Genomic DNA, 22139 nt, shown 5'->3' on the forward strand with positions numbered 1-22139 from the left:
CATTAGATCTTTATCATAATTATCAAGATCTTCAATTACCGCATTTCTCTTTAAAGCTCCACTTTTAGTAAAGTATTTCTTGCCAAATAGCTCCAATACCTTTCTTATATGATCCATTGCCTTTGATTCTACAGTCATTATTTATTACTCCCACTTTTGATATCTTAACAATAACTATATTATATCTTATTAAATGCATTACAAAACCTCTAGTTTCAATTAACTAGAGGTTCTCTTATGATACACATTAGTATATATTTCATTTCATCAAATCAAATACCTTGTATACCAGTATTGCTATTATTATGATTTGCAAACATCTTTTTACTTTTTTCCGTAAAAACTCTTCTTTTTTAATAACTAGTGAGTTGATCCCATTTCTTTTAAACTTTTTCACTCAATAATACTTTCTTTTATTCCCACTCAATCGTTGACGGTGGCTTACTGGTAACATCATAGACTACGCGGTTAATGTTAGGTACTTCGTCGACAATTCGCGTTGAAATTTTTTGCAAAACATCCCATGGCAAGCGAGCAAAATCAGCGGTCATCCCATCAATTGAGGTAACGGCGCGAATACCAATGGTATAGTCGTAAGTTCGACCGTCACCCATCACGCCCACGGATTTGATACCAGGTAAAACGGTGAAGTATTGCCATACTTTTTCCTGTAAACCGGCTTTTTTAATTTCGTCCCGCAAAATTGCGTCACTATCACGCACCAGTTTGAGTTTATCCTCCGTTACTTCGCCAATAACGCGAATGCCAAGGCCAGGTCCCGGGAATGGCTGCCGCCAAACTAAATCATGCGGAATCCCTAATTTTTCACCCAGTTCACGTACTTCATCTTTAAATAACTTGCGCAAAGGTTCAATTAGTTTAAAGTGTAAATCCTTAGGTAACCCACCAACGTTATGATGCGACTTGATTGTCTGGGCGGTATTTGTGCCGCTTTCAATCACATCGGTGTACAGGGTGCCTTGGGCTAAAAAGTCCACATCCGTAATTTTCTTTGCTTCGTCCGCAAACACCTCAATAAACTCTTTACCAATGATTTTACGCTTTTGCTCGGGGTCGGTGACACCTTTGAGTTTATTCAAAAAGCGCTCTTGAGCGTTTACCCGAATAATGTTAACGCCTAAATCACGGTTCAAGGCAGCCATTACTTCATCGCCTTCATTTTTGCGCAACATGCCGTGATCCACAAAGATAGCTGTCAGCTGATTGCCAATTGCTTTGTGTAAAAGAGTCGCGGTGACGCTGGAGTCTACCCCACCGGATAGACCCAGAATTACCTTCTTATCACCAACAGTTTTTCTAATTTCAGCAATTTGCAGGTCAATAAAATCGGACATTGACCAGTCAGCCTTAGCACCGCAGACTTTAAAAGCAAAATTACGCAAAATATCAAGACCATACTGGGTATTCCGCACTTCCGCATGAAATTGAATGCCATACATTTTTGCTTGATCGTTAGCAATAGCGGCAATCGGGCAATTTTTACTTGAAGCCACTGTTTCAAAACCAGCAGGAGCCCCTGTGACCAAATCACCGTGACTCATCCAGACATATTCATCTTTAGGCAGGCCAGCAAATAAAACTGAGTTAGTATCTTCAACTTCGATATCGGCACGACCGTATTCAGAATTGGCAGCTTTTTCGACCTTGCCGTTTAAATAAGAAGCCATCAGTTGCATTCCGTAACAAATACCCAGAATTGGGATACCCAATTTAAAAATTGCAGGATCTACTTTCAAAGCGTTTTGATCATAAATACTGTTAGGACCTCCTGAAAAGATAATGCCCTTGGGGTTAATCTTTCTTATTTGGTCCATACTAATATCATGGGGCAACAACTCGGAATAAACCCCAAAGTCCCGCAGCCTGCGTGTGATTAGTTGATTATATTGACTACCAAAATCGAGCACAATAATTTCATCAAAATCACTAATATTCTTTTTCACCGACATCCAAGCTCCTTTACTGATTAAATTCATACTATATCAACTTTACTAAGAAATGCAGCAGTGGTCAATAATTTTTTGGCTCTAATAAATGATTCTACGAATTATTTATGCCTTTTTGCTTAATATAATTCGTAATTTTATTTAAAATTAATCTTGCACATATTATGTGACTCTGTTACAATGCTTGCAATAGCAAAATAAAAATCTATATATTGCCGTAATGTGGTCGGCAGTTTCTACTCAGAACCGTAAATTCTGAACTATGGATAATGTAGCATTTAAAGTAGTTAAAATACTAGTTTAAGGGGCCTTTTTTACCATAGTTTTGGCAGAAAAAGTCCTTTTTGTTTTGAAGGAGGAGAAAGTGAAATTATTAGAAGACCGGATTCGCAGTGACGGAGAAGTTTTACCTGGTAATGTTTTAAAAATTAATTCGTTTTTAAATCATCAAGTAGATCCCGAACTAATAAAGAAAGTCGGAGAAGAATTTAGTCAACTATTTAAGGAAAATGGCATCACAAAGGTGTTAACCTGCGAAGCTTCGGGAATTGCACCAGGAGTAATGACAGCCTACGAATTACATGTGCCAATGGTTTTTGCCCGCAAGAAAAAGCCCGCTACACTTAATGATGCTGTCTATTGGGCTGATGTTTATTCCTACACCAAGAAAGTCACTAATCAAATTTGTGTTGAACAAAAATTCCTGCACAAAGATGATTGCTTGTTAATTATTGATGACTTTCTGGCAAACGGCGAAGCAGTTAAAGGTATGATTAATATTGCTAACCAAGCTGGTGCTGAGGTAGCTGGTGTCGGTATCGTAGTCGCAAAAACTTTCCAAGGTGGCAGCGACTGGATTAAAAAACACGGCTATCGCCTCGAAGCATTGGCAGAAATCGACAGTTTAGCTAACAATCAAGTACATTTTGTGGGAGAAAACTAATGGCAGAAAAAGAAGTTAGCCAACAAAAAGCAGCTGTTTTAGGTTTACAGCACCTATTAGCAATGTATTCCGGTGCTGTTGCGGTTCCTTTATTAATTGGTAATGCATTAAAATTTTCTCCTGCACAAATGACTTACCTTGTTTCAATTGATATTTTCATGTGCGGCTTAGCTACGCTATTACAATTAATGCGTAACAAGTATTTCGGCATTGGCTTTCCAGTCATTTTAGGTTGTGCCATTCAAGCAGTTGCCCCATTGCAAATGATTGGTCAAAAATTCTCAATCAACGACATGTATGGTGCCATCATTGTTGCCGGCATTTTTGTAGTTTTAATCTCAGGCGTTTTTGCTAAAATTAAAAAATTCTTTCCTCCCGTCGTAACAGGGACTTTAATTACCACTATTGGTTTAACACTTGTTCCAGTGGCAATTCAAAATATGGGTGGTGGCAATTCTGCTGCTAAAAGTTTTGGCAGTGGTCAAAATCTCCTTCTGGCTTTTTGCACCATGTTCATTATCTTGGCACTGGAAATTTGGACTAAAGGATTCATCAGGTCAATCTCAGTTTTAATCGGCTTAGTTGCTGGGACAGTAATTGCAGCCTGTATGGGCTTAGTTTCATTCACTCCCGTCATGGAAGCATCCTGGTTCCACTTACCTCAACTATTCTATTTTGGAGTGCCGAAATTTGAATGGTCTTCCAGCCTGACAATGATCATTATTGCTTTAGTTTCAATGGTTGAGTCTACCGGAGTATTCTTTGCCATTGGTGATCTTTTGCACCATGACGTGACCGAAGAAGACTTGAAAAAAGGCTACCGTGCAGAAGGTATCGCCCAAATTTTTGGCGGTTTATTCAATGCATTTCCTTACACTACTTTCTCTCAAAATGTTGGTCTTTTGCAATTATCCGGTATTAAAACTAAACGTCCGATTTACTGGGCCGGTGGTCTACTAATGGCTATGGGTTTGTTACCTAAAATTGGCGCAATGGTAACTATCATTCCTACCCCAGTGTTGGGCGGTGCAATGCTCGTAATGTTCACTATGATTGCAGTTCAAGGTATCAAAACACTGGCCAAAGTTGATTTGAGTGACAATAACAATGTCTTAATTATTGCCATCTCAATTGGACTTGGACTCGGTGTTACCATTTATCCCCATTTTTTCAAAAATCTACCGGCTACTGTGCAATTGTTTTTAAGCAACGGAATCGTGATTACCAGCTTGTCCGCAACAATTCTAAACTTTTTACTTAAAGGAGGTGATAGAAAAGCGAAACAAAATACTCAAACTGCAAATATCACGTAAATGAAGTTGTCTTTACCCTTGAGACAATTCTATTTACCCCAAAAAAGCATCTTCAGGCAAGAAGATGCTTTTTTATTTTTATAGGAAAATAGCATTCATGTTAGTCAGGCTCTCATTCAAACTCCCTGTATTTAGAAATAAACTGCAAGTTGCAAGCATTTGTTCTCCAATTTTCTCAAATGGTTTATCCACAATCTTTTCCGTATACTTCATAATTCCAATAGCAGTGATAAAAATGAGAAAGGCCTGTGTCACTGGAGTAATTGCAACTTCCTCACCACACTTTTCATATCCTTTGACAAAAGAAATGATCAATTCTTTATTTAAACCTAAGTCCTGGTAAAAAAGCTTAATGAAGTCTTGATAATTTACTCCCATGCGCGCTCGTTCAAAATCAATTAAACTGAGATGACCGGCAACAATTTTATAATTGCGCAAGCCGACATCCCCGTGTAAAACAGTATTTGCATGAACTGCTAAATCTTTTTCAATATCTGCTCTTTTAGCTGTAAACAGCGCTAGCAATTTCATCAGCTTGTTTTTGATTTCGGGCTTATTTAAGTTATCAATGTCGCGTTTTGCCTTATTGAATAGTTGATTATTTTGGTATACGCCAGAAAATGGTTTGACTTTTTGATGGAAGTGAAGCAATTCTATGCCCATGTTAAATGCCATATCAGGATTGATTTCTTCTTTAATATCAGAAGGCGCCAAATCTTTCATGACCAAAACAAATTGTTGCGTTTGTTTGACAACAAAAGAGTCTAATACACGAGTATTTAGTTGCTCGTTAACAGCTTTTTCAGTTAAAAATTTTCCTTCTTGTGCAAAGACTTTGACAAAAATTTTTTGCTCAAATTTTGCACTATCACCAACAAAAGTGCTGTTTTGTGACTCGTGCGTGATCTTTGTTAAGTCAGCTTGCAATTTTTCTTGTAAAAATTTTTCTATAGTCATTAGTTTAGTTCTTTCATTTCACGGATGCGGGCAATGCCACAGCGACATAGCACAAAAATAATTTACCGATTTTCTTGCCAATCAAGGTAGCAGTATGAAAACGCACCATAAACTATGTTTTTCTTAGTATTAATCATTTTAATCCTCACCTTCATATAAGAATAATCAGCAAACCGTTACCCCTAATATTTGCACCAACTGAAAAGCTAATCCTAATGATGGATCATACTTATCATTTTCAATGGCGTTGATCGTTTGCCGAGTAACATGAGCAGTTTCGGCTAGTTGAGCCTGGGAGTACCTTTGCTTTTTACGCAATTGAGCAATTTTATTTTTCACTAGTTCACTCTCCTATCAAACATATTTGACATTTTTAGTAAAACATCTTTTATATTTTTTACCAATCATAAATTAGAATTTAGTTAGAAGCAATAATTGATAAAAGTAATAATAATTTAGGATTAAGTTTACTCATTTTTTTGCAAACAACCCGTTTTTTTTAATACAATATAGATTAAGTAATTTGAAAGGACAGATAAGATGAAAAAAGCAGAATGTACGACTATTATTGTCGGTAAAAATGCCACCATTGACGGTTCAGCTATGATTGCCAGAAGTGAAGACGGTGGCCGTGAAATAATTCCTGAAGGTTTTGAACTTATTACAACGGAAAAACAACCAAAGCATTATGAAAGTGTTATTAGTCACCAAAAGATTGATGATGAAGATTTAGCGGAAAAGCCTTTGCGTTATACCAGTGCACCTGATGTCTCTGGCGAAAGCGGCATCTGGGGTGCAGCCGGAATTAACTCAGAAAACGTAGCAATGACTGCTACTGAAACTATTACCACAAATGCACGTATACAAGGTATTGATCCACTTCTTGCCCAGGGCGGCCTAGGAGAAGAAGACTTTGTTACTTTAACATTGCCTTATATCCACAGTGCTCTTGATGGCGTTAAGCGGATCGGTTATTTGCTGGAAAAATACGGTACTTATGAAATGAACGGTATGGCTTTTGCCGACCATGATGAAGTTTGGTATCTGGAAACTATTGGTGGCCACCACTGGATTGCACGACGCATTCCTGATGATGCCTATGTTGTTGCTCCTAACCGTTTAAACATCGATGAATTCCACTTTGGTAAAGATGGCTTCTTAGCTGATGATACCTTAGAAGACCTAATTAAGGAATACCACTTAAATCCTGACCGCGAAGGTTACAACATGCGACACATCTTTGGTAGTTCAACTATTAAGGATGCGCATTACAACAATCCTCGTGCCTGGTTTGTTCACAATTACTTTGATCCAGAATTCGGTGGCAAGCCAAGTGATCAAGACCAACCTTTTATTTGTCACGCTAAACGCAAAATTAGTATTGAAGATATTTGTTTTATCGAGAGTTCTCACTATCAAGATACTCCATTTGATCCTTATGGTGATCAGGGTACTTCTGAACAAAAGAAAACTTACCGTCCAATTGCACTTAACCGCAACTTCGAAACTCATATCCTCCAAGTTAGAAATGATGTCCCTGAAGAAATTGCTGGCGTGCAATGGCTTTGCTTTGGTCCAAATACCTTTAACAGCTTTGTGCCATTCTACACGAATGTCAACGACACGCCAGCCAGTTTCCAAACCGGTCCAAAGTTCGATTTGAACAAGATTTTTTGGTTAAACAAATTAACAGCACAATTGGGTGACACTAACTTTAAAGTCTACGGTGAACTAGAAAATGACTTTGAGCAAAAATCATTGGCACAATGTCACTTCATTCAACACGAAACAGATAAAAAAGTTGCAGGTCTGTCAGGCAAAGAAGCTGAAGATTTATTAACTGAGGCCAACCAAAAGATGGCTGATCAAGTTTACAACAACACCATTGAACTATTGGGTAACATGGTCAATGAAGGCCATAATCTAGCAACACTTAAGTTTGACTTGTTAGACTAATTTAATAATCAAGCTAAAAAGAAAACTTAAAAAGGCTCAATTACGTTAACAAACGTTGTTGAGCCTTTTATATTGCCTATTTTTGCAAGATAAATGTGAGTTTTTAAAAAATTTACTCTATAGAATTGAAATTTTTTATTGCTTTATATAAAAATATTTCAAAGCCACTTTTTTGCAGAAAATCATACTAATCAAGAAAAAATTATTTTGAAGTCAGTAAGATGGAATATTTTGGACAAAACTGATTATCATGAACGAAGTCAAAAAGTCTTTTTTACCCGAATAAGAGGAACCTTCCAAAGAATTAAGCCGTAGATTCTTTTTACTTTTTCGAGTTTCTCAATATAGGTACCATGAATTAGGATACGCGATCAGAGACCACATGAGTATCACAATCGGAAAAGAATTAAGATCAAACTAAAAGGACTAGCTCCGATTAAATATCGGCAGTTAGTCCGCAGTTAAAAACTATAAAATATCCTAATCTCAGATTTTACATCAAAGCCCAATGCTTTCTTTACTAGAAGAAATAATTTTACCAAACTCTATCTAACAACAGAATTTATTTTTCAATTATTTGATGTCTACTTTATTAAAGATATAAAAGAAGAATTTTATAGATCTATCTGGTTATTTTAGTGCCATGTCCAAATGATCCCTTTTGCCTAATCGTTTTAGCAGCTGCTAGAGCAGCTTTAGTTAGGGTCTCATTTATATCTCCTTCTGAAAGGTTTTTTAAGTTTTTAGCTTTAGTGAGCAAATAAACCACGAGGTTGGCAAAAAAAGTATCTCCTGCACCCATAGTATCAATGGGCTCAGGATCATACTGAACTTGGCCAACATACTTTTTTCTGTGATTACAGTCAAACAGCAAGGGCGGCTTACCTCCATTTGTAAATAAGACCAAAGCTGTATTAAGTTTAATGCACTGCATTAATATTCTTTCCATATCATCATCTTTTGCTTCCGATAAAGAAAATTGCGCAATATCAACATTTTGGGCTACCTTATTTAAATACTCAGCAGTATGATATTTAGCCATTTCGGAAAAATCATACGCGATTATAATTCCTCTTTTGTGAAGTTTAGCAATAACATTTTCAGAATTTGCGTGGCAGGCGCTATAAACTACCATTGCTGAATCCAACATTTTTATTAAATTCGGTTCATCTAGTGGTGGCAACTGCCTAGTACCTCTTATGCTGTCAATAAATTGACGGTCCCCATTCACAATATTTACAAAAGTCTTTTCGGTCTGGGCATTAATCCGATTGCAAAATGATGTATTTACGTTTTCTTCTTTTAAACTATTTAAGATTAATTCTCCATCATCATCTTTTGCTAGACTACCAACATAGTATGAATCAACAATTTGCTTCGGTGCAAAAACTGAAAAGTTAACAGCATTGCCTCCCGGATATTTCACATTTTGGTTTTGATAATAATCTACTACATTATCGCCTAACCCAACAACGTAATTCTTTGACATCTTAGACAGCTCACTATCTAATAATCTACTACACGATAATAACGACGCTTAGTTAAAGGATGTTTTCTAATATCTTCCAAGTGTAAACTCACTCTGCGTAAAGCGGCCCACATTACTGATGGTTCAACTATTGGTCTAAATTTTGCTGAAATATGGGGTAAACTAAATTCTTTCATATCAAACTTGGTGAATTGGTCTGTATATTTTGTAGCAAAGTTAGCGACTCGCTCGTCTAGTTGTCTTGTCGCTCCTTCTGATTCAAGCAGTACTAGTGGAACATCCTTATCAACCAATTCAAACGTACCATGGAAAAATTCTGGTGAACTAACCGATTTGGTTCTGAGCCATTGCGATTCTTCTAATACACACATTGAATAACTATATGTCGTTCCCCATAGGTCACCAGAGCCAACCCAAATTTGATAGTCAGCATTTTGATATTTTTCTGCAAATTCTTTTGCCTTACTGTCAACGTCTTGGGCAACAACATTCATATCTTCTGGTAAAAATTTAAGTTCATCAGCAAATTGTTCATAATCATTAAATTCATTATTCGCTTGCATAATTTTGCCAATCAAGAAATAAAAAGCTAATTCTTGAGGATGATAGCCAAAAGTATTAACCGCATATGTTGAGTGCTGTGCTAGTGGCGTATTATCTCTGTTAACAATTGAAATAGTTCGTACATCCATTTGTTCCATCTTTTTAGCCAAAGCAACAGTTTCCTTAGTATCACCTGATTTAGAAAGTAGAATAACTATACTATTTTTGTTTAGTTTCTTACTTCCTACGGCTAAAAAGTCGGCAGCTGTCAGCAAATAGCTAGGAATAGATGACTTACTTTCCATCCAATAGTTAAATGGCTGCATCACAGCGTTCGAACCACCAGAGGCAGTGAAAAATATATTACTAATTCCCTCTTTTTGCACTTTCAGAGCAATTTGTTCAATGTCAGCCCGTAAGCTATATGCCTTTTTTCCTTCAGTTACAAACTTTTCAGCGTCAAACTTTAACATTACAGTTTTCCTTTCTTTTACGCCTTTAAAATTCCTAAATAAGCCATTAAAATGCCGAACACAAAAATTCCGACAAGTATAGTAATTGTTGATACCTTTTTCTTTAATAACCAATAAATAAACAGCACACACGCAAGAGGCAACATATTCGGTAAAACACCGTTAATCATAGCGTTCCATGTTTGGGCATCATTTCCTTGGCCCAGCTTACCGGCAACGGTGATGGTTACCATACTTGCAGACATTCCGCCAATAACCATCAAACCAAGAATTGATGCACCATACGCAAATTTTTCAAGCAAGCCAGAAGATTCGGCACTCTTTAGCATTGATGCTCCTAAATCGTATCCTTTGACTAAACCAATCCAGCGGACTAAAAGTGCGGGGATGTTGTAGACTAACAAAAATAATATTGGACCTAAAATACTTCCTTTTAGTGCAAAAGAAGTTCCTAAACCAGTGGCTAAAATTCTTAAAGTGCCCCAAAAGAATGAATCTCCGATTCCTGATAAAGGACCCATCAAAGCTGCTTTAACGTTATTAATCGATTCCGGATCAAAATTATCTGGATTTTTGGCATTTTCTTCTTCCATTGCCGTAGTAATTCCCATTACCAGCGTAGAAAGTGGCGGTGAGCAATTGAAAAAAGCCATATGCCTTTGAAGAGCCTCACTTCGTTGTTTTTTTTCTGGATATAACTTGTCTAGAACCTTATTCATAGCGTAGCTATAGCCCATATTTTGTTGTCTTTCAAAATTCCAAGAAGCTTCTAATGTGAGAGAACGTAAAAATATTCCTTTTAAATCTTTTCTCGTAATAGCTTTTGTAGCAGAATTAGAACTCATTATCATCATCCCCTCCTTGATTATTATTTAACTTATTAGCATCAATTTTATTTTCAAGATGCAGCACAATGTACATTAGGCAGAACGCAAAGATAGAAATTCCCAAAATTGGTATTTTTAAATAACTGTACAATGCAAAACCGAGTACAAAGTAAATTGCTACATTTTTCTTTAAAATCATTTCCAACAATAAAGCAAAACCTAGTGCTGGCATTATTCCAGCTGCAACATTTATACCATTTTGAACAAAATCAGGGATCATATTGAGCAACTTTGTCATTACTGGGCCACCTAAGTAAAAAGCAAGTCCAACAAAAATTGCCCTTGGTATACATTTAACGGTGATAAAGCCATACATGTTCATTCTGCTTAAATGTATACTATCACCCTGCTCGGCATATTTATCGCCCTTCTTCAAGAAGATAGGCAAAATTACAATCGTTAATAAATTGTCAATAATCAAATACAGTGCAGCAACTGGAAAAGCTAAAGTAATAGCAAAACCAGCTCCCTTACCTGTTGATATTGCAAAAGCCGTGCCCAAAACTCCTCCAGCGGGAACATCTGGTGGCCTGGAAGCACCAATGGTAATTGCGCCCATAAATGCCAGTTCAATAGTTGCACCCATGATGATTCCAGTCTTTAAATCGCCCAGAACTAATCCAGTTAACGCTCCTGTAACAAGTGGTCTAGACAAGTTACTAGTTCCAGTTAACCAGTCAACTGGAGCAAGAGCTGTAATTAGGGCTAACAAGATTGATTGAGTCAATGTGTTCATTTTTCAAACCTCCTTTTATAGTATTTATAACCTTTTAATCAAATCTATTTTTCTATCTGTTGGTACCATTTGAGCAAATATTTCTATGTTTTTTTGTGCTAATTGTTTGAGATTAGATATATCTTTATCATTTAAAAAAACTGATGTAGTTATTTGGACAGAACCAGCAGTTTTACTAGTTCCACCAACATTAAGTTCCTTTATTTGTGGGCAACCGTTTATCAATTGGTAAGCATCATTAACCGTTTTTAAAACGATGAAAAGACGATATTTATCAGTAACACCTGAATTTATTTGTTTAACAGAATCAGCAATAGTTTTAACTACGACCTTTACTCCCTGTGGTGCTGCCAATTTTAATGCAGTCATTTGCATTTCATTATTAGTAGCTGCGTCGTTCGCAACCAAAATACAGTTAGCGCCAATAGCAGAAATCCAAGAAAATGCAACTTGACCGTGAACAAGCCTGTGGTCTACCCTTGTGCCAAAAATCATTGTTTTCTACTTCCTTTTTTAAAATTCATCTCGGTTAATATCCAGGTTAAGTTCATTACAAAATTTAACGCTATCCTTTGCGCTTTTAATTGATCTTTTTATAATTTTATTGATATTATCCTGAGACTTTTGTTCTATTTTTAAAACTAAATCAATAATTAAAGGCAAAGATAAACCAGCAATTAAATATAGATTGCTCTCTTTATTCAAATACTTCATCCAATTATTATTAACGCTGCCACCAAAGATATCGGTACACACTATAATAGTTTGCCCACGATTTTTATTTAAGTAATCTACAATCTTATCTTCAATATCATCATTGCCATCTACATACGCATTGATGTAATCGAGAAATTTAACATCACCAACTATCATCTTGGCCGACTGAACAACGCCTTGTGCCATTGTCCCATGACTCATGCATAAAATTTTCATTTTTACCATCGGCTCCTTACTTGATCTTTATTAATCGACAAACTAAAAACAGAGGCTTCAACCAAATTAATAAGGGATTCTCTTGTAATACCTACGAACAGTCAGAGGATGTTTTCTTTGATCTGAAAGATATGCACTGACTCTTTCCAAAATTGTGGCTAACACGATAGGAGAGATAATCTTTCTAGTTTCATTTGTAATATCCATTTGATAGTCTTTCGTATCGATCACAGTAATAGTATCTGTAACTTCAGGTAAGAAGTGACGAACGCGATCTACAATTGGCCTTGAAAAGTCCTCTCCTTCAAAGACAATGACACTAACTCCCTTTTCAACTAATTCCAGTGTTCCATGGAAAAAGTCTGCAGCCTGTACTGGTCTAGTCTTTATCCACTGCATTTCTTCTAAAATACACATACCGTAATAATATGCTTCTGTAAATGAGTCACCCGCACCTGTAATAATGTGATATGTTGTATCCTGAAATTTTTGAGAAAATTCTTTCGCCATAGGCTCTGCCTGTTGCTTAACTTTTAATAATTCTTCAGGCAATTTAGCAAAATCTTGGAAGTAAGAATCATATTTTTCAGTTGAAATTTCGCCCCTTTTAAGCATTACTCTCAGAACTATCATCAAACCCTGCAAATAATAGCTTTCAGAACTTGTGTCATCTAGAACGTCATTATAAACAGTGTATGTTGCTTCCTTTTCAAGTGGTGTATTTGGACTGCCAACAAGAGCCAAAGTTTTAATATGCTTCCTATTGCAAAAATCAACTAGTTCCAAGGTCTCTTTAGTTGTTCCCGATAATGATGGAATAACAACTAATGATTTGCTTGAAAAAGTTTTATTTGGAGATGCAATAAATTCAGCTGCTAAAACTCGTTGAAATGGAAAAGTACTTCTAGTTCTTGCAAATTCAATAGTAGAGTCAAACAAAATTCCCACACCACCGGAGCCGATGAAGAAGATATTATCAATTTCAGGTAATAATTCATCAATAATAGTATTGATATTATCCTTCTGGTTTACTGCCCCTGTTTGAGTCTTCAAAAATCTATTTTTATCAAAGTTAAACATTTTATTCCTCCTGAAAATTACCTTTGGTTAATTTTTACGAGTAAAGATTAGCATTTATATTACAATGTGTCAATATATTATTGACATTATTATTTACCAACGGTAATATATATGAGTAAGCGATTACAAATTGAAGGGAGTATAACATGATTTCACTATTCAGAATTGATGACCGTCTTATTCACGGGCAAGTGGCAATGGCTTGGTCTAAGGCAGCTAATGCTGACATAATCATAGCAGTAGACAAGACCGCAGCTAATGATCAATTACAAAAAATGGCTTTGCTTTTGGCCAAACCATCTGGGGTCGAGGCTAAAATAATTGATCCTAAAGATTTTAGTAAAACTTACCAAGAGGTAAAAGAAAGTAAAGTTATGGTAGTAGTTAGCAATCCAATTGATGCCAGCAAAATTGTCAAAGAAATAAAAGGAAAAGAATATTTTGATGTTAATTTGGGTAATTTAAAAAGTGGTGATAATAAAGAAAAAATTTCTGGTTCTATTTATGTAACACCAGAAGAAAAATCAGCATTAGAAGAAATAAAAAAAGATGGCTTTAAGATTTACATTCAAGGCACACCAACTTCCAAGAAAGATTTTTATTAATTCTTATCACATATCGAAAGAGATGAGTTTCAATGATACTGAAAAACTTACTTATAGCTCTTGTGGCTTATATTTCACAACTTGATGAAAGATATCTTGGGGCGTCAATGATGAATCGTCCTATTATTATTGGCCCTGTCGTTGGTCTTATATTAGGTGATTTACAAAAAGGCATTATCATTGGTGCAGCTTTAGAAGCAATGTTTATTGGTATAGTTACAATTGGTGCAGCTTTACCACCTGATGTTGGAGTAGCTAGCGCAATCGCAACTGCTTTGGCAATACAAAGTGGTGCCAGTACAAATGTTGCGGTAACTCTAGCAATGCCATTTGCCATAGTTGCTCAAGGCCTCAACATGCTTGCATTCACACTAAACTCTTATACTATTAAAAAAGGTAGAGACGCAATTAAAAGACATAATTTTAAGAGTATGCAAAGATGGCACTTTTTCCCATTAATTCTCAGACTGCCTTCTGGAATCTTGACTTTCTTAGTACTTCAACTGGGAACAAAAGCTGCACAATCTTTGATAGCTTTATTACCAACAAAGATAATGACTTCTTTTTCAGTCGCTGCCGGTTTGCTTCCTGCGGTTGGTTTTGCAATGCTAATACAAATGATGATGGATAAAAAAGTTGCTCCTTACTTCTTTATTGGCTTCATTCTTAGTTCGTATTTAAAGATGCCAGTAATTGGGGTCTCAGTACTTGCTTTACTCATTACACTTTTAATAACTCAAAAAAATAATAAAGCAAAGAATAATTAACAGTAAATTGAGGTGATTTTGATGGCTAAAAAGAAATTATCGGTAAAGGATTTAAATAGGGTATTCTGGCGCTCTTTTGCATTGCAAGGTTCAGAATCTTATACGGATATGCAGGGAATGGGCTATACCTTTTCAATTTTGCCAGCTCTTAAAAAGATTTATACTGGCAACGATGATAAGCTCTATGAATCTGCTTTACGCAATACAGCACTTTTTAATACGACTCCACACATAGCTACATTTATTATGGGAATGTCATTAGCATTGGAAGAAGAAAACTCCGTTGATCCGGATTTTAACGTTGAAGCAATTTCTTCTTTAAAAGCCGCATTAATGGGGCCTGTCGCTGGTATTGGTGATACTTTATATTGGGGAACATTTAGAGTAATTGCTGCAGGAATTGGTCTTTCTCTTGCTACTCAAGGTAATATTTTAGGACCAATTCTCTACTTTTTAATCTATACAACTTTACATTTTATTGGCCGCTATGGTGGAATAAGGTTAGGCTATAGCATGGGAGCCAAGGCAATGGAAAAAGCTTATGAAGGAAATTATCTTGAAAAATTTACATTAGCCGCTTCTATTGTTGGTTTAATGTCCATTGGCTCCATGACCTCTTCATTAGTTAACTTTAAGATCTCTGCAATTTTTAAAACTGCTGGTGGCACAATTAATGTTCAAAACATTCTTAATGATATCTTTCCCGGATTACTGCCTCTTGGATTGACATTTTTAATGTATTACTTGTTAAAGAAAAAGGTTAAGGTAATCTGGTTAATATTAGGAATTTTCGTCCTGGCTATTGCAGGAGTTTATCTAAATATCCTAAAGTAAAGAATTATTACTAATTAAAAATGTGCAAAACGCATTATTTGCTGTTTTACACATTTTTTCTTTGTTCAACTGAAAATCACTAAACGAGTCTTATATATGATAAAATTAATATTTACTATATTAGTTTATCTTTAAAAAAGAGTTTTAAAATAGGCAAGAGTTAGTTATCTTGCTATGAGACATTATTGAAGTATACACTTAAACATATAAGAAATTTTGCTAAAATTAAATAAATTAGTTAGTTTATTTGAACTAACAGTTTTGTGAATAGCTATGCTTGTTATATAATTCTACAAGTTAAAAAGCTGGAATCAGGTTCCAAAATTTATACTCACATTGGGTGTGGTTATTAATGATATATAAACAAATTAAAGAAAAGATTTTCAATCAATACATTAAAGTGGCAGACAAAACCGGTTTAATTCCTCCTGAAAGAAGTTTATCAGAAAAATACGAAGTAAGCCGTCCAACAATTAGAAAAGCCCTAACATCTTTAGAACAAGATGGTCTGATAACTAAAGACTATGGTAGAGGCTATATAATTAATCAAGCTGTATCTGGTCAAGATAAATATGTAGACCATGAACTAAGCACATTTATTGGTTTTTTTGAAGATACCGAACATCAACAAAAACCAACTTCTTCAAAGGTTTTACAGCAATCAGTAGAATATGCAGATGAAAATATCGCTAAAAAACTAAATCTTGAAAAAGGCGATCCTATTTTTGTTCTGTCAAGAATACGTTATATAAAAGAAACACCAATGTGTGTTGCCAGATCTTACATACCATTGAAATTTGATGGCAACTTAATAAATCAGGATTTTAGTAAAAAATCTTTATTTACTACTCTAAAAAATAATGGTCTTCAATTAAATAAAGCTAAGCGCACAATCGAAGTCGTTAGGGAAGAATCACCCGACTATCTTTATCTAAAGATAGACAAAAGTGAACCTATTTTAAAATTTACCAGTATAGGCTATACCAAAAAAGGCATACCCTTTGAATACGAGGAGTCAAGGTATCCAGCCTACAAAGTCAAATTTGAAAGTACTGTTTGCTAGAGTTTATAATCACAGAAAAAATGTTCTTAAACTTATTGTGTTTAAGAACTTTTTTATTAGATTATTCTCTCAATACACGTTTTGCCAAAGCAAAATCACCGACTGTGGCAGAACCATTATTACTTATTTCCGGCATAGTGATGTATTGCTCCAATGGTGGCACGTGGACATAATTATTCAATAATGTCGCAAAATCACGCCGCACTTTTTCTAAAAATTTTTCACTAGTAACACCACCGCCAAAAACAATTTTGTCAGGTCGTAAAATTAAGGTGACTTGCAAGGCAGCCTGAGCTACATAGTAACTCATAATATCCCAAACTGGATCTGTAAGAGGCACATCTTTACCGGCTTTATTAAGGCGAGCTTCAAAAGTAGGACCTGAAACTAAACCTTCCAGACAATCTTTATGAAAAGGACAAATTCCGGCAAAATCCAAGTCATCTGGATGACGCTTAACTTTTACGTGACCCATTTCAGGGTGGCCTAAAGAGCCTACCAACTTACCATTAATAATAGCTCCGCCACCTACTCCAGTGCCGATTGTATAGTAAACAAGAGAGTCAACATCTTCATTTGACAACTGTGACATTACATATTCGCCAAAAGCCGAACCATTAACATCAGTAGTAAAAAATATTGGAACTTTAATTGTTTTAGTTAAGAAGCCTACAAAGTCAGTATTGTTCCATCCCTTTTTGGGTGTATCAGTGATAAAGCCATAATTAGGTGCTGTTTTCCGCACCTCAATCGGTCCAAAAGACGCAATTCCAATGGCATCTACTGCAAATTGCTTAAAGTAATCTACTGTCTTCTGTAAAGTTTCTTTCGGTGTCGTGGTAGGAAAAGTTGTTTGATCTTTAATTTGATAATTTTCATTGCCGACTGCACATACAAACTTGGTACCGCCAGCTTCTATTGAACCTAATAGCATTTTATAACTCCTTAATTGACCTTTCATTTTAATTACTTTTTTTATTATAACTCTCAATCAGAATCTAAAAAATTTTTTCTCAAATAAAAAAGTGCGCCTTCCTGCAACCCACCTTAAAACAATTATTTAACAAAAAAGCCCGAAGCAATCATACTTCAGGCTTTATATTTTACTTAAACTATATTATTTATCTTATCTATATTAAGTCTTTGAACAATTTTCAATCAGTAGTAGCGGTATTACCACATAATTCTATACTTGATCTATTCCTTTAATTAATCAGGATACTTTCCAATTAATAGCACTGGTATTTCTCCCATAGTCCCATACTTAACGAATTCTTTTAGTTCTTTGATAGATGTCAGTGCGATTTTCTTTTCGTGTCCTGTCAATTCATTAGCTAATAGTTCTGCAGTTGGCTTATTATTATCTCTAGCCGTCGTAACATCCAGCTCTGCCTGCACCAAAGGTTTCAGCTTTTCATCTTCTGTATTTTTGTTATATACACCAGTTAGATATGTAGTAGAACCCTTATATTTACCATCTTTTGAAACTAAATCAACAAACATGCCATTATGAATTGGCCTAACTTTTTTAACTTTAAAAAGTGCATTGTTCTTGACAATCTTTTTAATGACTTTAGTACTATAGGGTTTACCAGTAGACTTATATAAGGCTCCCTTTGTGGCATCAGTTAGTTTAAAAACATAACCTGCCTTAGCAAACTTTTTGGACAAAGTCTTTTTAGAATAGTGAAAGAGTTTTTCTGCGCTTGTAACAGTTTTTGCTCCAACATTGTTTACAGAAAAAACTGCTCCGACAGGAACGCTTAGCAAAGCCGCAGCTATGACAGTTTTTGAAAATTTATGAAAGTCCTTTTTCATTTTTATACCTCATTATTACAAAAGAAACAATAAAGTACTTTTTATAATTTTAAAATATAAACAAACAGGCTAATCATTATGATTAGCCCACTCAACTATTATTCAGTTACTATTAAATTATTTATTAGGTGCATCCTGGATTTTTACATCCGCACCAAGTAGCCGGAGTTTTTCTTGCACGCGATCATAACCACGGAGAATATTATCAGCATTGTCAATTACAGTCTCACCATCTGCCATCAAACCAGCTATCATTAAGCAGGCTCCTGCACGAATTTCACCAGCTGAAACCTTCGTGCCATGAAGTTTAGCAGTTGGATGAATCAAAATAATATTATCTTCCACTTTAATGTCTGCACCCATTTTACGCAACTGCTCAATGTGACCGATTCTTTTAGGATAAATCTGGTCAATAATCACGCCTTCACCGGACTGGGCAGAAAGCAGAAGCGGAGTCACCGGCTGCTGCAAATCTGTCGCAAATCCTGGATAAGAAGACGTGCGAATTTGTGTCATTTTTAAATCGCCAGCAGGATAAACATAAAGGGAATCTTCAGTTGCATCAATTACTACACCCATTTCTTCTACCTTGGCTAAATAAGAATCAAGGTGCTCCTCAATAATATTATGAATAAAGATGCCATTGCCAATGCAACCGGCAAGGGAAATATAAGTGCCCGCTTCAATTCGATCAGGAATTATTGTATGAGGGGTTTTAGCTTGCAGCTGCTTAACTCCTTCAATTCTAATCGAATCCGTTCCGGCACCCCTGATAATTGCTCCCATATTATTTAAAAACGTAGCCAAGTCAATTATTTCAGGTTCTTTGGCAGCATTATCAATAATAGTTTGTCCTTTAGCGGTTACTGATGCCATAATTATATTCATTGTTGCACCTACAGAAGGCATTGCTAAATGAATAGTAGCACCATGGAGCCCTTCTGCAGGAGAAGTAATTTTTATTTGATCATTCTCATTTTTTACACATGCGCCTAAGGCTTCAAACCCCTTAATATGTTGATCTATGGGGCGGGGACCAATATCATCTCCACCAGGGAAGCCCACAACAGCCTTACCAAAACGGCCAAGAAGAGCACCCATAAAATAATAAGATGCACGCAAACTCTTGATTTTACCACTTGGCAATGGGCTCATCTTAATGTGTTCTGGATTGATACGCAATGTTGTATTGTGAAAATCACTCACAACATCCATTTCACTGAGCAGATCCATTAAGTTGTCAACATCTGCAATCTTTGGAACACCTTCCAAAGTTACCGGTGTACGCGACAATATAGATGCTGGAATTAATGCGACCGTCGAATTCTTGGCACCACCAATCCAGACATCACCTTGCAGGGGCTTTCCACCATGAATTATCATTTGCTTCATTGGCGAAAAAATCCTTTTCTATTTCGTTTAGTCATAATAATGTTATAGGAATTTAACAGAAAAAACAAGAGAAGACCTTTGCCTTCCCTCACCCAAAAATCTGGTTTTTGTATTATTCAACTTTGCCAATTAAAGCTTTTCTTCAGGAAGACCACATGCAGCACCAATAAATGCTTTATACAGTCCTTCCGGCCTTTGCGGTCTACTCAAAAATTCAGGATGATATTGTGCAGCAATGAAGAATTTATTTTTAGTTAATTCAATAATTTCAACTAAGTGGTTATCTGGTGATACTCCGGCAAAAGTCATTCCTGCTTTTTCAAATGCTTCACGATATTCATTATTGAACTCGTAACGGTGACGGTGACGCTCCTGAATGACATCTTGATTATCATACGCAGCAGCTGTCTTTGTTCCCTTCTTCAAGGTTGCTGGGTAAAGACCTAAACGCAAGGTTCCGCCAATATTTTCTTCGTCACGCTTATCAGCCATAATGTCAATTACATTATGCTTAGTCTTAGGATCTGCTTCGGTGGTATTAGCATCCTTATATCCTAAAACGTCACGCGCAAATTCGACAGTCGCCATTTGCATCCCCAGGCAAACTCCTAAAAACGGAATATCATTTTCACGGGCATACTTAATTGCTGTAATCATTCCCTCAAAACCGCGTGAGCCAAAGCCACCAGGAACGATTAAACCATCGGAACCTTCCATAAAGTCGGCAATATTATCTTCAGTCACATCTTCTGCCTGCACTTTATTAATTTTGACATCAGTATTGTAGGCGTAACCAGCATGTTTTAACGCATCAGTAACAGAAATGTATGCATCCTCAAGTTCAACATACTTACCAACAAGAGTAATTGTGGTAGTGTGTTGCAAATTCTTAACCCGTTCATCAAGCCTTTGCCATTCAGCCATATCAGCTTCATCCTTAGGACTCTTGATATGGAGAAAATCACAGACTTTTTGATCCATTCCCTGTTTTTGAAAAGCTAACGGCAAGTCAAAAAGCGATGGTGCGTTAATTGATTCAATAATACGGTCAACAGGCACATCAGTAAAGTTGGAAATTTTATCCTTATGCTCCTGATCAATTGGCATTTCAGCACGTAACACCAGCATATTAGGCTGAATACCAATGCTGCGCAGTTCAGCAACAGAATGTTGGGTTGGCTTAGTTTTCATTTCTTGTGCCGCATGTAAATAAGGTACTAACGTACAATGAATGTACATTACATTTTCTTCACCCACTTCACGGCGCATCTGTCTGATAGCTTCCATAAAAGGAGTAGATTCAATATCACCAACCGTACCGCCAATTTCTGAAATAACAACGTCTGAATCAGTAGTAAGACCTGCACGCATAATTTTTTGCTTAATCATGTCTGTGATATGGGGGATGACTTGAACAGTGGCACCGTGATAGTCCCCGCGCCGCTCTTTTTCCAGTACTTCTTTATAAATTTTACCGGTAGTAACATTTGAATATTTGCTGGTACGTACGTCAACAATTCTTTCATAGTGTCCTAAATCAAGGTCCGCCTCAGTACCATCATCAGTGACAAACACTTCCCCGTGTTGATAAGGATTCATTGTTCCGGGGTCAATGTTAATGTATGGATCAAACTTTTGCATTGTCACCTTTAAACCGCGGTTTTTTAATAATCGACCTAAGCTAGAAGCCGTAATTCCCTTACCCAGTGAAGAAACAACACCGCCAGTAACGAAGATATATTTTGTCATTAGCCCAAACTCCTTTGCAAAAAATAAGAATAATCAAAAAATAAAAAAGCTCCCTAACGGGAGCTTAAACGCACATAACGTGCCCAAATAAAATACTATCTATTTTAGGACGCAAAGTCAAGAAAATTATTCATCATCATCTTCGTCGTCATCATCGTTTAATTCTGATAACTGACCTTCAATACCATCTGGTAAGTCTTCGTCATCGTCATCATCAGTATTGACATAATCATCGTCATCATCAAAGTCATCAGGCTCATCATCAGCAGTGGCATCCAGATCCTCATCTTCAGGATCATCATTGTCATAATCAATGATATCGTCGCTGCCAGTAGCACTTGCCAAAAAGGCATTAACTTTCTTATGGTGAGTTCGAGTATCTTCTTCATCCTCATCTTCAGGGTGATTAACCTCTTCATCTACAGATTCATATGGGAACCATGAACGAAGAGCCCACACATTTTCACCCATTGAAATAAATTCACCATCGGTGTTCATGTCAGTATAGAATTGGGGCAAACGTTCCCTTATTTCTTCATCGCTCACACCTAAGTACTTTTGCACAGCGTTAACAATATCTGCAAAAGCCATTCTCTTATTGTTATCTTCCAAAATTGCGCGAGCAACTTCAATC

23 protein-coding genes and 1 riboswitch are annotated in these 22139 nt (G+C 36.2%); of the genes, 8 read left to right on the forward strand and 15 right to left on the reverse strand.

From position 1 onward, the window contains the following. Positions 1-413 precede the first annotated feature (413 nt). Complete coding sequence (gene guaA, locus Q0K80_RS06700) at positions 414-1970, reverse strand: glutamine-hydrolyzing GMP synthase (RefSeq protein ID WP_294604576.1); 1557 nt, start codon at positions 1968-1970, stop codon at positions 414-416. A gap of 182 nt (positions 1971-2152) precedes the next feature. After that, positions 2153-2250, forward strand: a riboswitch (purine riboswitch). Positions 2251-2331: 81 nt separating this feature from the next. Between guaA and Q0K80_RS06705 the strand changes: the two genes are divergently transcribed. Next, positions 2332-2910, forward strand: a complete 579-nt coding sequence (locus Q0K80_RS06705; RefSeq protein WP_294604579.1) for a xanthine phosphoribosyltransferase — start codon at positions 2332-2334, stop codon at positions 2908-2910. After that, positions 2910-4223, forward strand: a complete 1314-nt coding sequence (locus Q0K80_RS06710) for a nucleobase:cation symporter-2 family protein (RefSeq protein WP_294604582.1) — start codon at positions 2910-2912, stop codon at positions 4221-4223. The genes Q0K80_RS06705 and Q0K80_RS06710 overlap by 1 nt, the downstream gene beginning before the upstream one ends. Positions 4224-4301: 78 nt before the next feature. Here the strand turns inward: Q0K80_RS06710 and Q0K80_RS06715 are convergent, their stop codons facing one another. Both Q0K80_RS06715 and Q0K80_RS06720 read right to left on the reverse strand, forming a co-directional pair. Beyond that, positions 4302-5180, reverse strand: a complete 879-nt coding sequence (locus Q0K80_RS06715) for a phosphotransferase (protein ID WP_294604584.1) — start codon at positions 5178-5180, stop codon at positions 4302-4304. A 165-nt stretch (positions 5181-5345) separates the two neighbouring features. Next, positions 5346-5519 (reverse strand): helix-turn-helix transcriptional regulator, encoded by a 174-nt coding sequence (locus Q0K80_RS06720; RefSeq protein ID WP_294604586.1) that lies wholly within the window; start codon positions 5517-5519, stop codon positions 5346-5348. A gap of 201 nt (positions 5520-5720) precedes the next feature. Here Q0K80_RS06720 and Q0K80_RS06725 point away from each other — a divergent pair, with 201 nt between their 5' ends. Together Q0K80_RS06725 and Q0K80_RS10380 are read left to right on the forward strand one after the other, a co-directional pair. Further along, complete coding sequence (locus tag Q0K80_RS06725) at positions 5721-7136, forward strand: C69 family dipeptidase (protein WP_294604588.1); 1416 nt, start codon at positions 5721-5723, stop codon at positions 7134-7136. 363 nt (positions 7137-7499) lie between these two features. After that, entirely contained in the window at positions 7500-7601 is a 102-nt protein-coding gene (locus tag Q0K80_RS10380; protein WP_365935345.1) for an IS3 family transposase, read from the forward strand. Between the two features lie 157 nt (positions 7602-7758). On the opposite strand, the gene Q0K80_RS06730 is transcribed toward Q0K80_RS10380, so the two are convergent. From Q0K80_RS06730 to Q0K80_RS06760, 7 genes are all read right to left on the reverse strand, one after another. Then, positions 7759-8625, reverse strand: a complete 867-nt coding sequence (locus Q0K80_RS06730) for a PfkB family carbohydrate kinase (RefSeq protein ID WP_294604591.1) — start codon at positions 8623-8625, stop codon at positions 7759-7761. Between the two features lie 17 nt (positions 8626-8642). Then, complete coding sequence (locus tag Q0K80_RS06735) at positions 8643-9641, reverse strand: SIS domain-containing protein (RefSeq protein WP_294604593.1); 999 nt, start codon at positions 9639-9641, stop codon at positions 8643-8645. A gap of 17 nt (positions 9642-9658) precedes the next feature. Further along, positions 9659-10486, reverse strand: a complete 828-nt coding sequence (locus tag Q0K80_RS06740; protein ID WP_294604596.1) for a PTS system mannose/fructose/sorbose family transporter subunit IID — start codon at positions 10484-10486, stop codon at positions 9659-9661. After that, entirely contained in the window at positions 10476-11264 is a 789-nt protein-coding gene (locus Q0K80_RS06745; RefSeq protein ID WP_294604598.1) for a PTS sugar transporter subunit IIC, read from the reverse strand. Before Q0K80_RS06745 ends, Q0K80_RS06740 begins: the two co-directional genes overlap by 11 nt. A 24-nt stretch (positions 11265-11288) precedes the next feature. Next, positions 11289-11759 carry a PTS sugar transporter subunit IIB gene (locus tag Q0K80_RS06750; protein WP_294604600.1) on the reverse strand — a complete coding sequence of 157 codons (471 nt, stop codon included), beginning with the start codon at positions 11757-11759 and terminating at the stop codon, positions 11289-11291. A gap of 18 nt (positions 11760-11777) precedes the next feature. Continuing rightward, the gene (locus Q0K80_RS06755; RefSeq protein ID WP_294604603.1) at positions 11778-12197 is read right to left on the reverse strand and encodes a PTS fructose IIA subunit; all 420 of its coding nucleotides are present in this window, start codon (positions 12195-12197) and stop codon (positions 11778-11780) included. A 66-nt stretch (positions 12198-12263) separates the two neighbouring features. Further along, positions 12264-13277: an SIS domain-containing protein gene (locus tag Q0K80_RS06760; protein ID WP_294604606.1), complete on the reverse strand. Its 1014-nt coding sequence runs from the start codon at positions 13275-13277 to the stop codon at positions 12264-12266. 146 nt (positions 13278-13423) lie between these two features. Here Q0K80_RS06760 and Q0K80_RS06765 point away from each other — a divergent pair, with 146 nt between their 5' ends. The 4 genes from Q0K80_RS06765 (at position 13424) to Q0K80_RS06780 (ending at position 16546) form a co-directional block, all read left to right on the forward strand. Further along, the gene (locus Q0K80_RS06765) at positions 13424-13882 is read left to right on the forward strand and encodes a PTS sugar transporter subunit IIB (protein WP_294604609.1); all 459 of its coding nucleotides are present in this window, start codon (positions 13424-13426) and stop codon (positions 13880-13882) included. Between the two features lie 32 nt (positions 13883-13914). Beyond that, the gene (locus Q0K80_RS06770) at positions 13915-14649 is read left to right on the forward strand and encodes a PTS sugar transporter subunit IIC (protein ID WP_294604611.1); all 735 of its coding nucleotides are present in this window, start codon (positions 13915-13917) and stop codon (positions 14647-14649) included. Between the two features lie 21 nt (positions 14650-14670). Then, positions 14671-15483: a PTS system mannose/fructose/sorbose family transporter subunit IID gene (locus tag Q0K80_RS06775; RefSeq protein WP_294604613.1), complete on the forward strand. Its 813-nt coding sequence runs from the start codon at positions 14671-14673 to the stop codon at positions 15481-15483. Between the two features lie 352 nt (positions 15484-15835). Then, positions 15836-16546: a GntR family transcriptional regulator gene (locus Q0K80_RS06780; RefSeq protein WP_294604619.1), complete on the forward strand. Its 711-nt coding sequence runs from the start codon at positions 15836-15838 to the stop codon at positions 16544-16546. Between the two features lie 61 nt (positions 16547-16607). On the opposite strand, the gene scrK is transcribed toward Q0K80_RS06780, so the two are convergent. From scrK to rpoE, 5 genes are all read right to left on the reverse strand, one after another. After that, positions 16608-17480 carry a fructokinase ScrK gene (gene scrK / locus Q0K80_RS06785; protein WP_294604621.1) on the reverse strand — a complete coding sequence of 291 codons (873 nt, stop codon included), beginning with the start codon at positions 17478-17480 and terminating at the stop codon, positions 16608-16610. 275 nt (positions 17481-17755) lie between these two features. Next, positions 17756-18364 carry a hypothetical protein gene (locus Q0K80_RS06790; protein ID WP_294604623.1) on the reverse strand — a complete coding sequence of 203 codons (609 nt, stop codon included), beginning with the start codon at positions 18362-18364 and terminating at the stop codon, positions 17756-17758. Between the two features lie 117 nt (positions 18365-18481). After that, positions 18482-19756, reverse strand: coding sequence for a UDP-N-acetylglucosamine 1-carboxyvinyltransferase (locus Q0K80_RS06795; protein ID WP_294604626.1), 1275 nt, complete (start codon positions 19754-19756; stop codon positions 18482-18484). A 129-nt stretch (positions 19757-19885) separates the two neighbouring features. Next, a complete protein-coding gene (locus Q0K80_RS06800) occupies positions 19886-21505 on the reverse strand; it encodes a CTP synthase (RefSeq protein WP_046325416.1) in 1620 nt (539 codons plus the stop codon). A 126-nt stretch (positions 21506-21631) separates the two neighbouring features. Continuing rightward, positions 21632-22138 (reverse strand): DNA-directed RNA polymerase subunit delta, encoded by a 507-nt coding sequence (gene rpoE, locus Q0K80_RS06805; RefSeq protein ID WP_294604630.1) that lies wholly within the window; start codon positions 22136-22138, stop codon positions 21632-21634. Position 22139: the final 1 nt, after the last annotated feature.

The sequence above is a fragment of the uncultured Lactobacillus sp. genome, from assembly GCF_945290125.1.
GTDB classification, from domain to species: Bacteria; Bacillota; Bacilli; order Lactobacillales; family Lactobacillaceae; genus Lactobacillus; species Lactobacillus rizhaonensis.

Bases quoted from the DNA above. Each gene is read 5' to 3' on its own strand.
- guaA (WP_294604576.1), bottom strand. From the start codon at position 1,970: ATGTCGGTGAAAAAGAATATTAGTGATTTTGATGAAATTATTGTGCTC.
- Q0K80_RS06710 (WP_294604582.1), top strand. From the start codon at position 2,910: ATGGCAGAAAAAGAAGTTAGCCAACAAAAAGCAGCTGTTTTAGGTTTA.
- Q0K80_RS06715 (WP_294604584.1), bottom strand. From the start codon at position 5,180: ATGACTATAGAAAAATTTTTACAAGAAAAATTGCAAGCTGACTTAACA.
- Q0K80_RS06725 (WP_294604588.1), top strand. From the start codon at position 5,721: ATGAAAAAAGCAGAATGTACGACTATTATTGTCGGTAAAAATGCCACC.
- Q0K80_RS06730 (WP_294604591.1), bottom strand. From the start codon at position 8,625: ATGTCAAAGAATTACGTTGTTGGGTTAGGCGATAATGTAGTAGATTAT.
- Q0K80_RS06735 (WP_294604593.1), bottom strand. From the start codon at position 9,641: ATGTTAAAGTTTGACGCTGAAAAGTTTGTAACTGAAGGAAAAAAGGCA.
- Q0K80_RS06740 (WP_294604596.1), bottom strand. From the start codon at position 10,486: ATGAGTTCTAATTCTGCTACAAAAGCTATTACGAGAAAAGATTTAAAA.
- Q0K80_RS06745 (WP_294604598.1), bottom strand. From the start codon at position 11,264: ATGAACACATTGACTCAATCAATCTTGTTAGCCCTAATTACAGCTCTT.
- Q0K80_RS06750 (WP_294604600.1), bottom strand. From the start codon at position 11,759: ATGATTTTTGGCACAAGGGTAGACCACAGGCTTGTTCACGGTCAAGTT.
- Q0K80_RS06755 (WP_294604603.1), bottom strand. From the start codon at position 12,197: ATGAAAATTTTATGCATGAGTCATGGGACAATGGCACAAGGCGTTGTT.
- Q0K80_RS06760 (WP_294604606.1), bottom strand. From the start codon at position 13,277: ATGTTTAACTTTGATAAAAATAGATTTTTGAAGACTCAAACAGGGGCA.
- Q0K80_RS06765 (WP_294604609.1), top strand. From the start codon at position 13,424: ATGATTTCACTATTCAGAATTGATGACCGTCTTATTCACGGGCAAGTG.
- Q0K80_RS06770 (WP_294604611.1), top strand. From the start codon at position 13,915: ATGATACTGAAAAACTTACTTATAGCTCTTGTGGCTTATATTTCACAA.
- Q0K80_RS06775 (WP_294604613.1), top strand. From the start codon at position 14,671: ATGGCTAAAAAGAAATTATCGGTAAAGGATTTAAATAGGGTATTCTGG.
- Q0K80_RS06780 (WP_294604619.1), top strand. From the start codon at position 15,836: ATGATATATAAACAAATTAAAGAAAAGATTTTCAATCAATACATTAAA.
- scrK (WP_294604621.1), bottom strand. From the start codon at position 17,480: ATGCTATTAGGTTCAATAGAAGCTGGCGGTACCAAGTTTGTATGTGCA.
- Q0K80_RS06790 (WP_294604623.1), bottom strand. From the start codon at position 18,364: ATGAAAAAGGACTTTCATAAATTTTCAAAAACTGTCATAGCTGCGGCT.
- Q0K80_RS06795 (WP_294604626.1), bottom strand. From the start codon at position 19,756: ATGAAGCAAATGATAATTCATGGTGGAAAGCCCCTGCAAGGTGATGTC.
- Q0K80_RS06800 (WP_046325416.1), bottom strand. From the start codon at position 21,505: ATGACAAAATATATCTTCGTTACTGGCGGTGTTGTTTCTTCACTGGGT.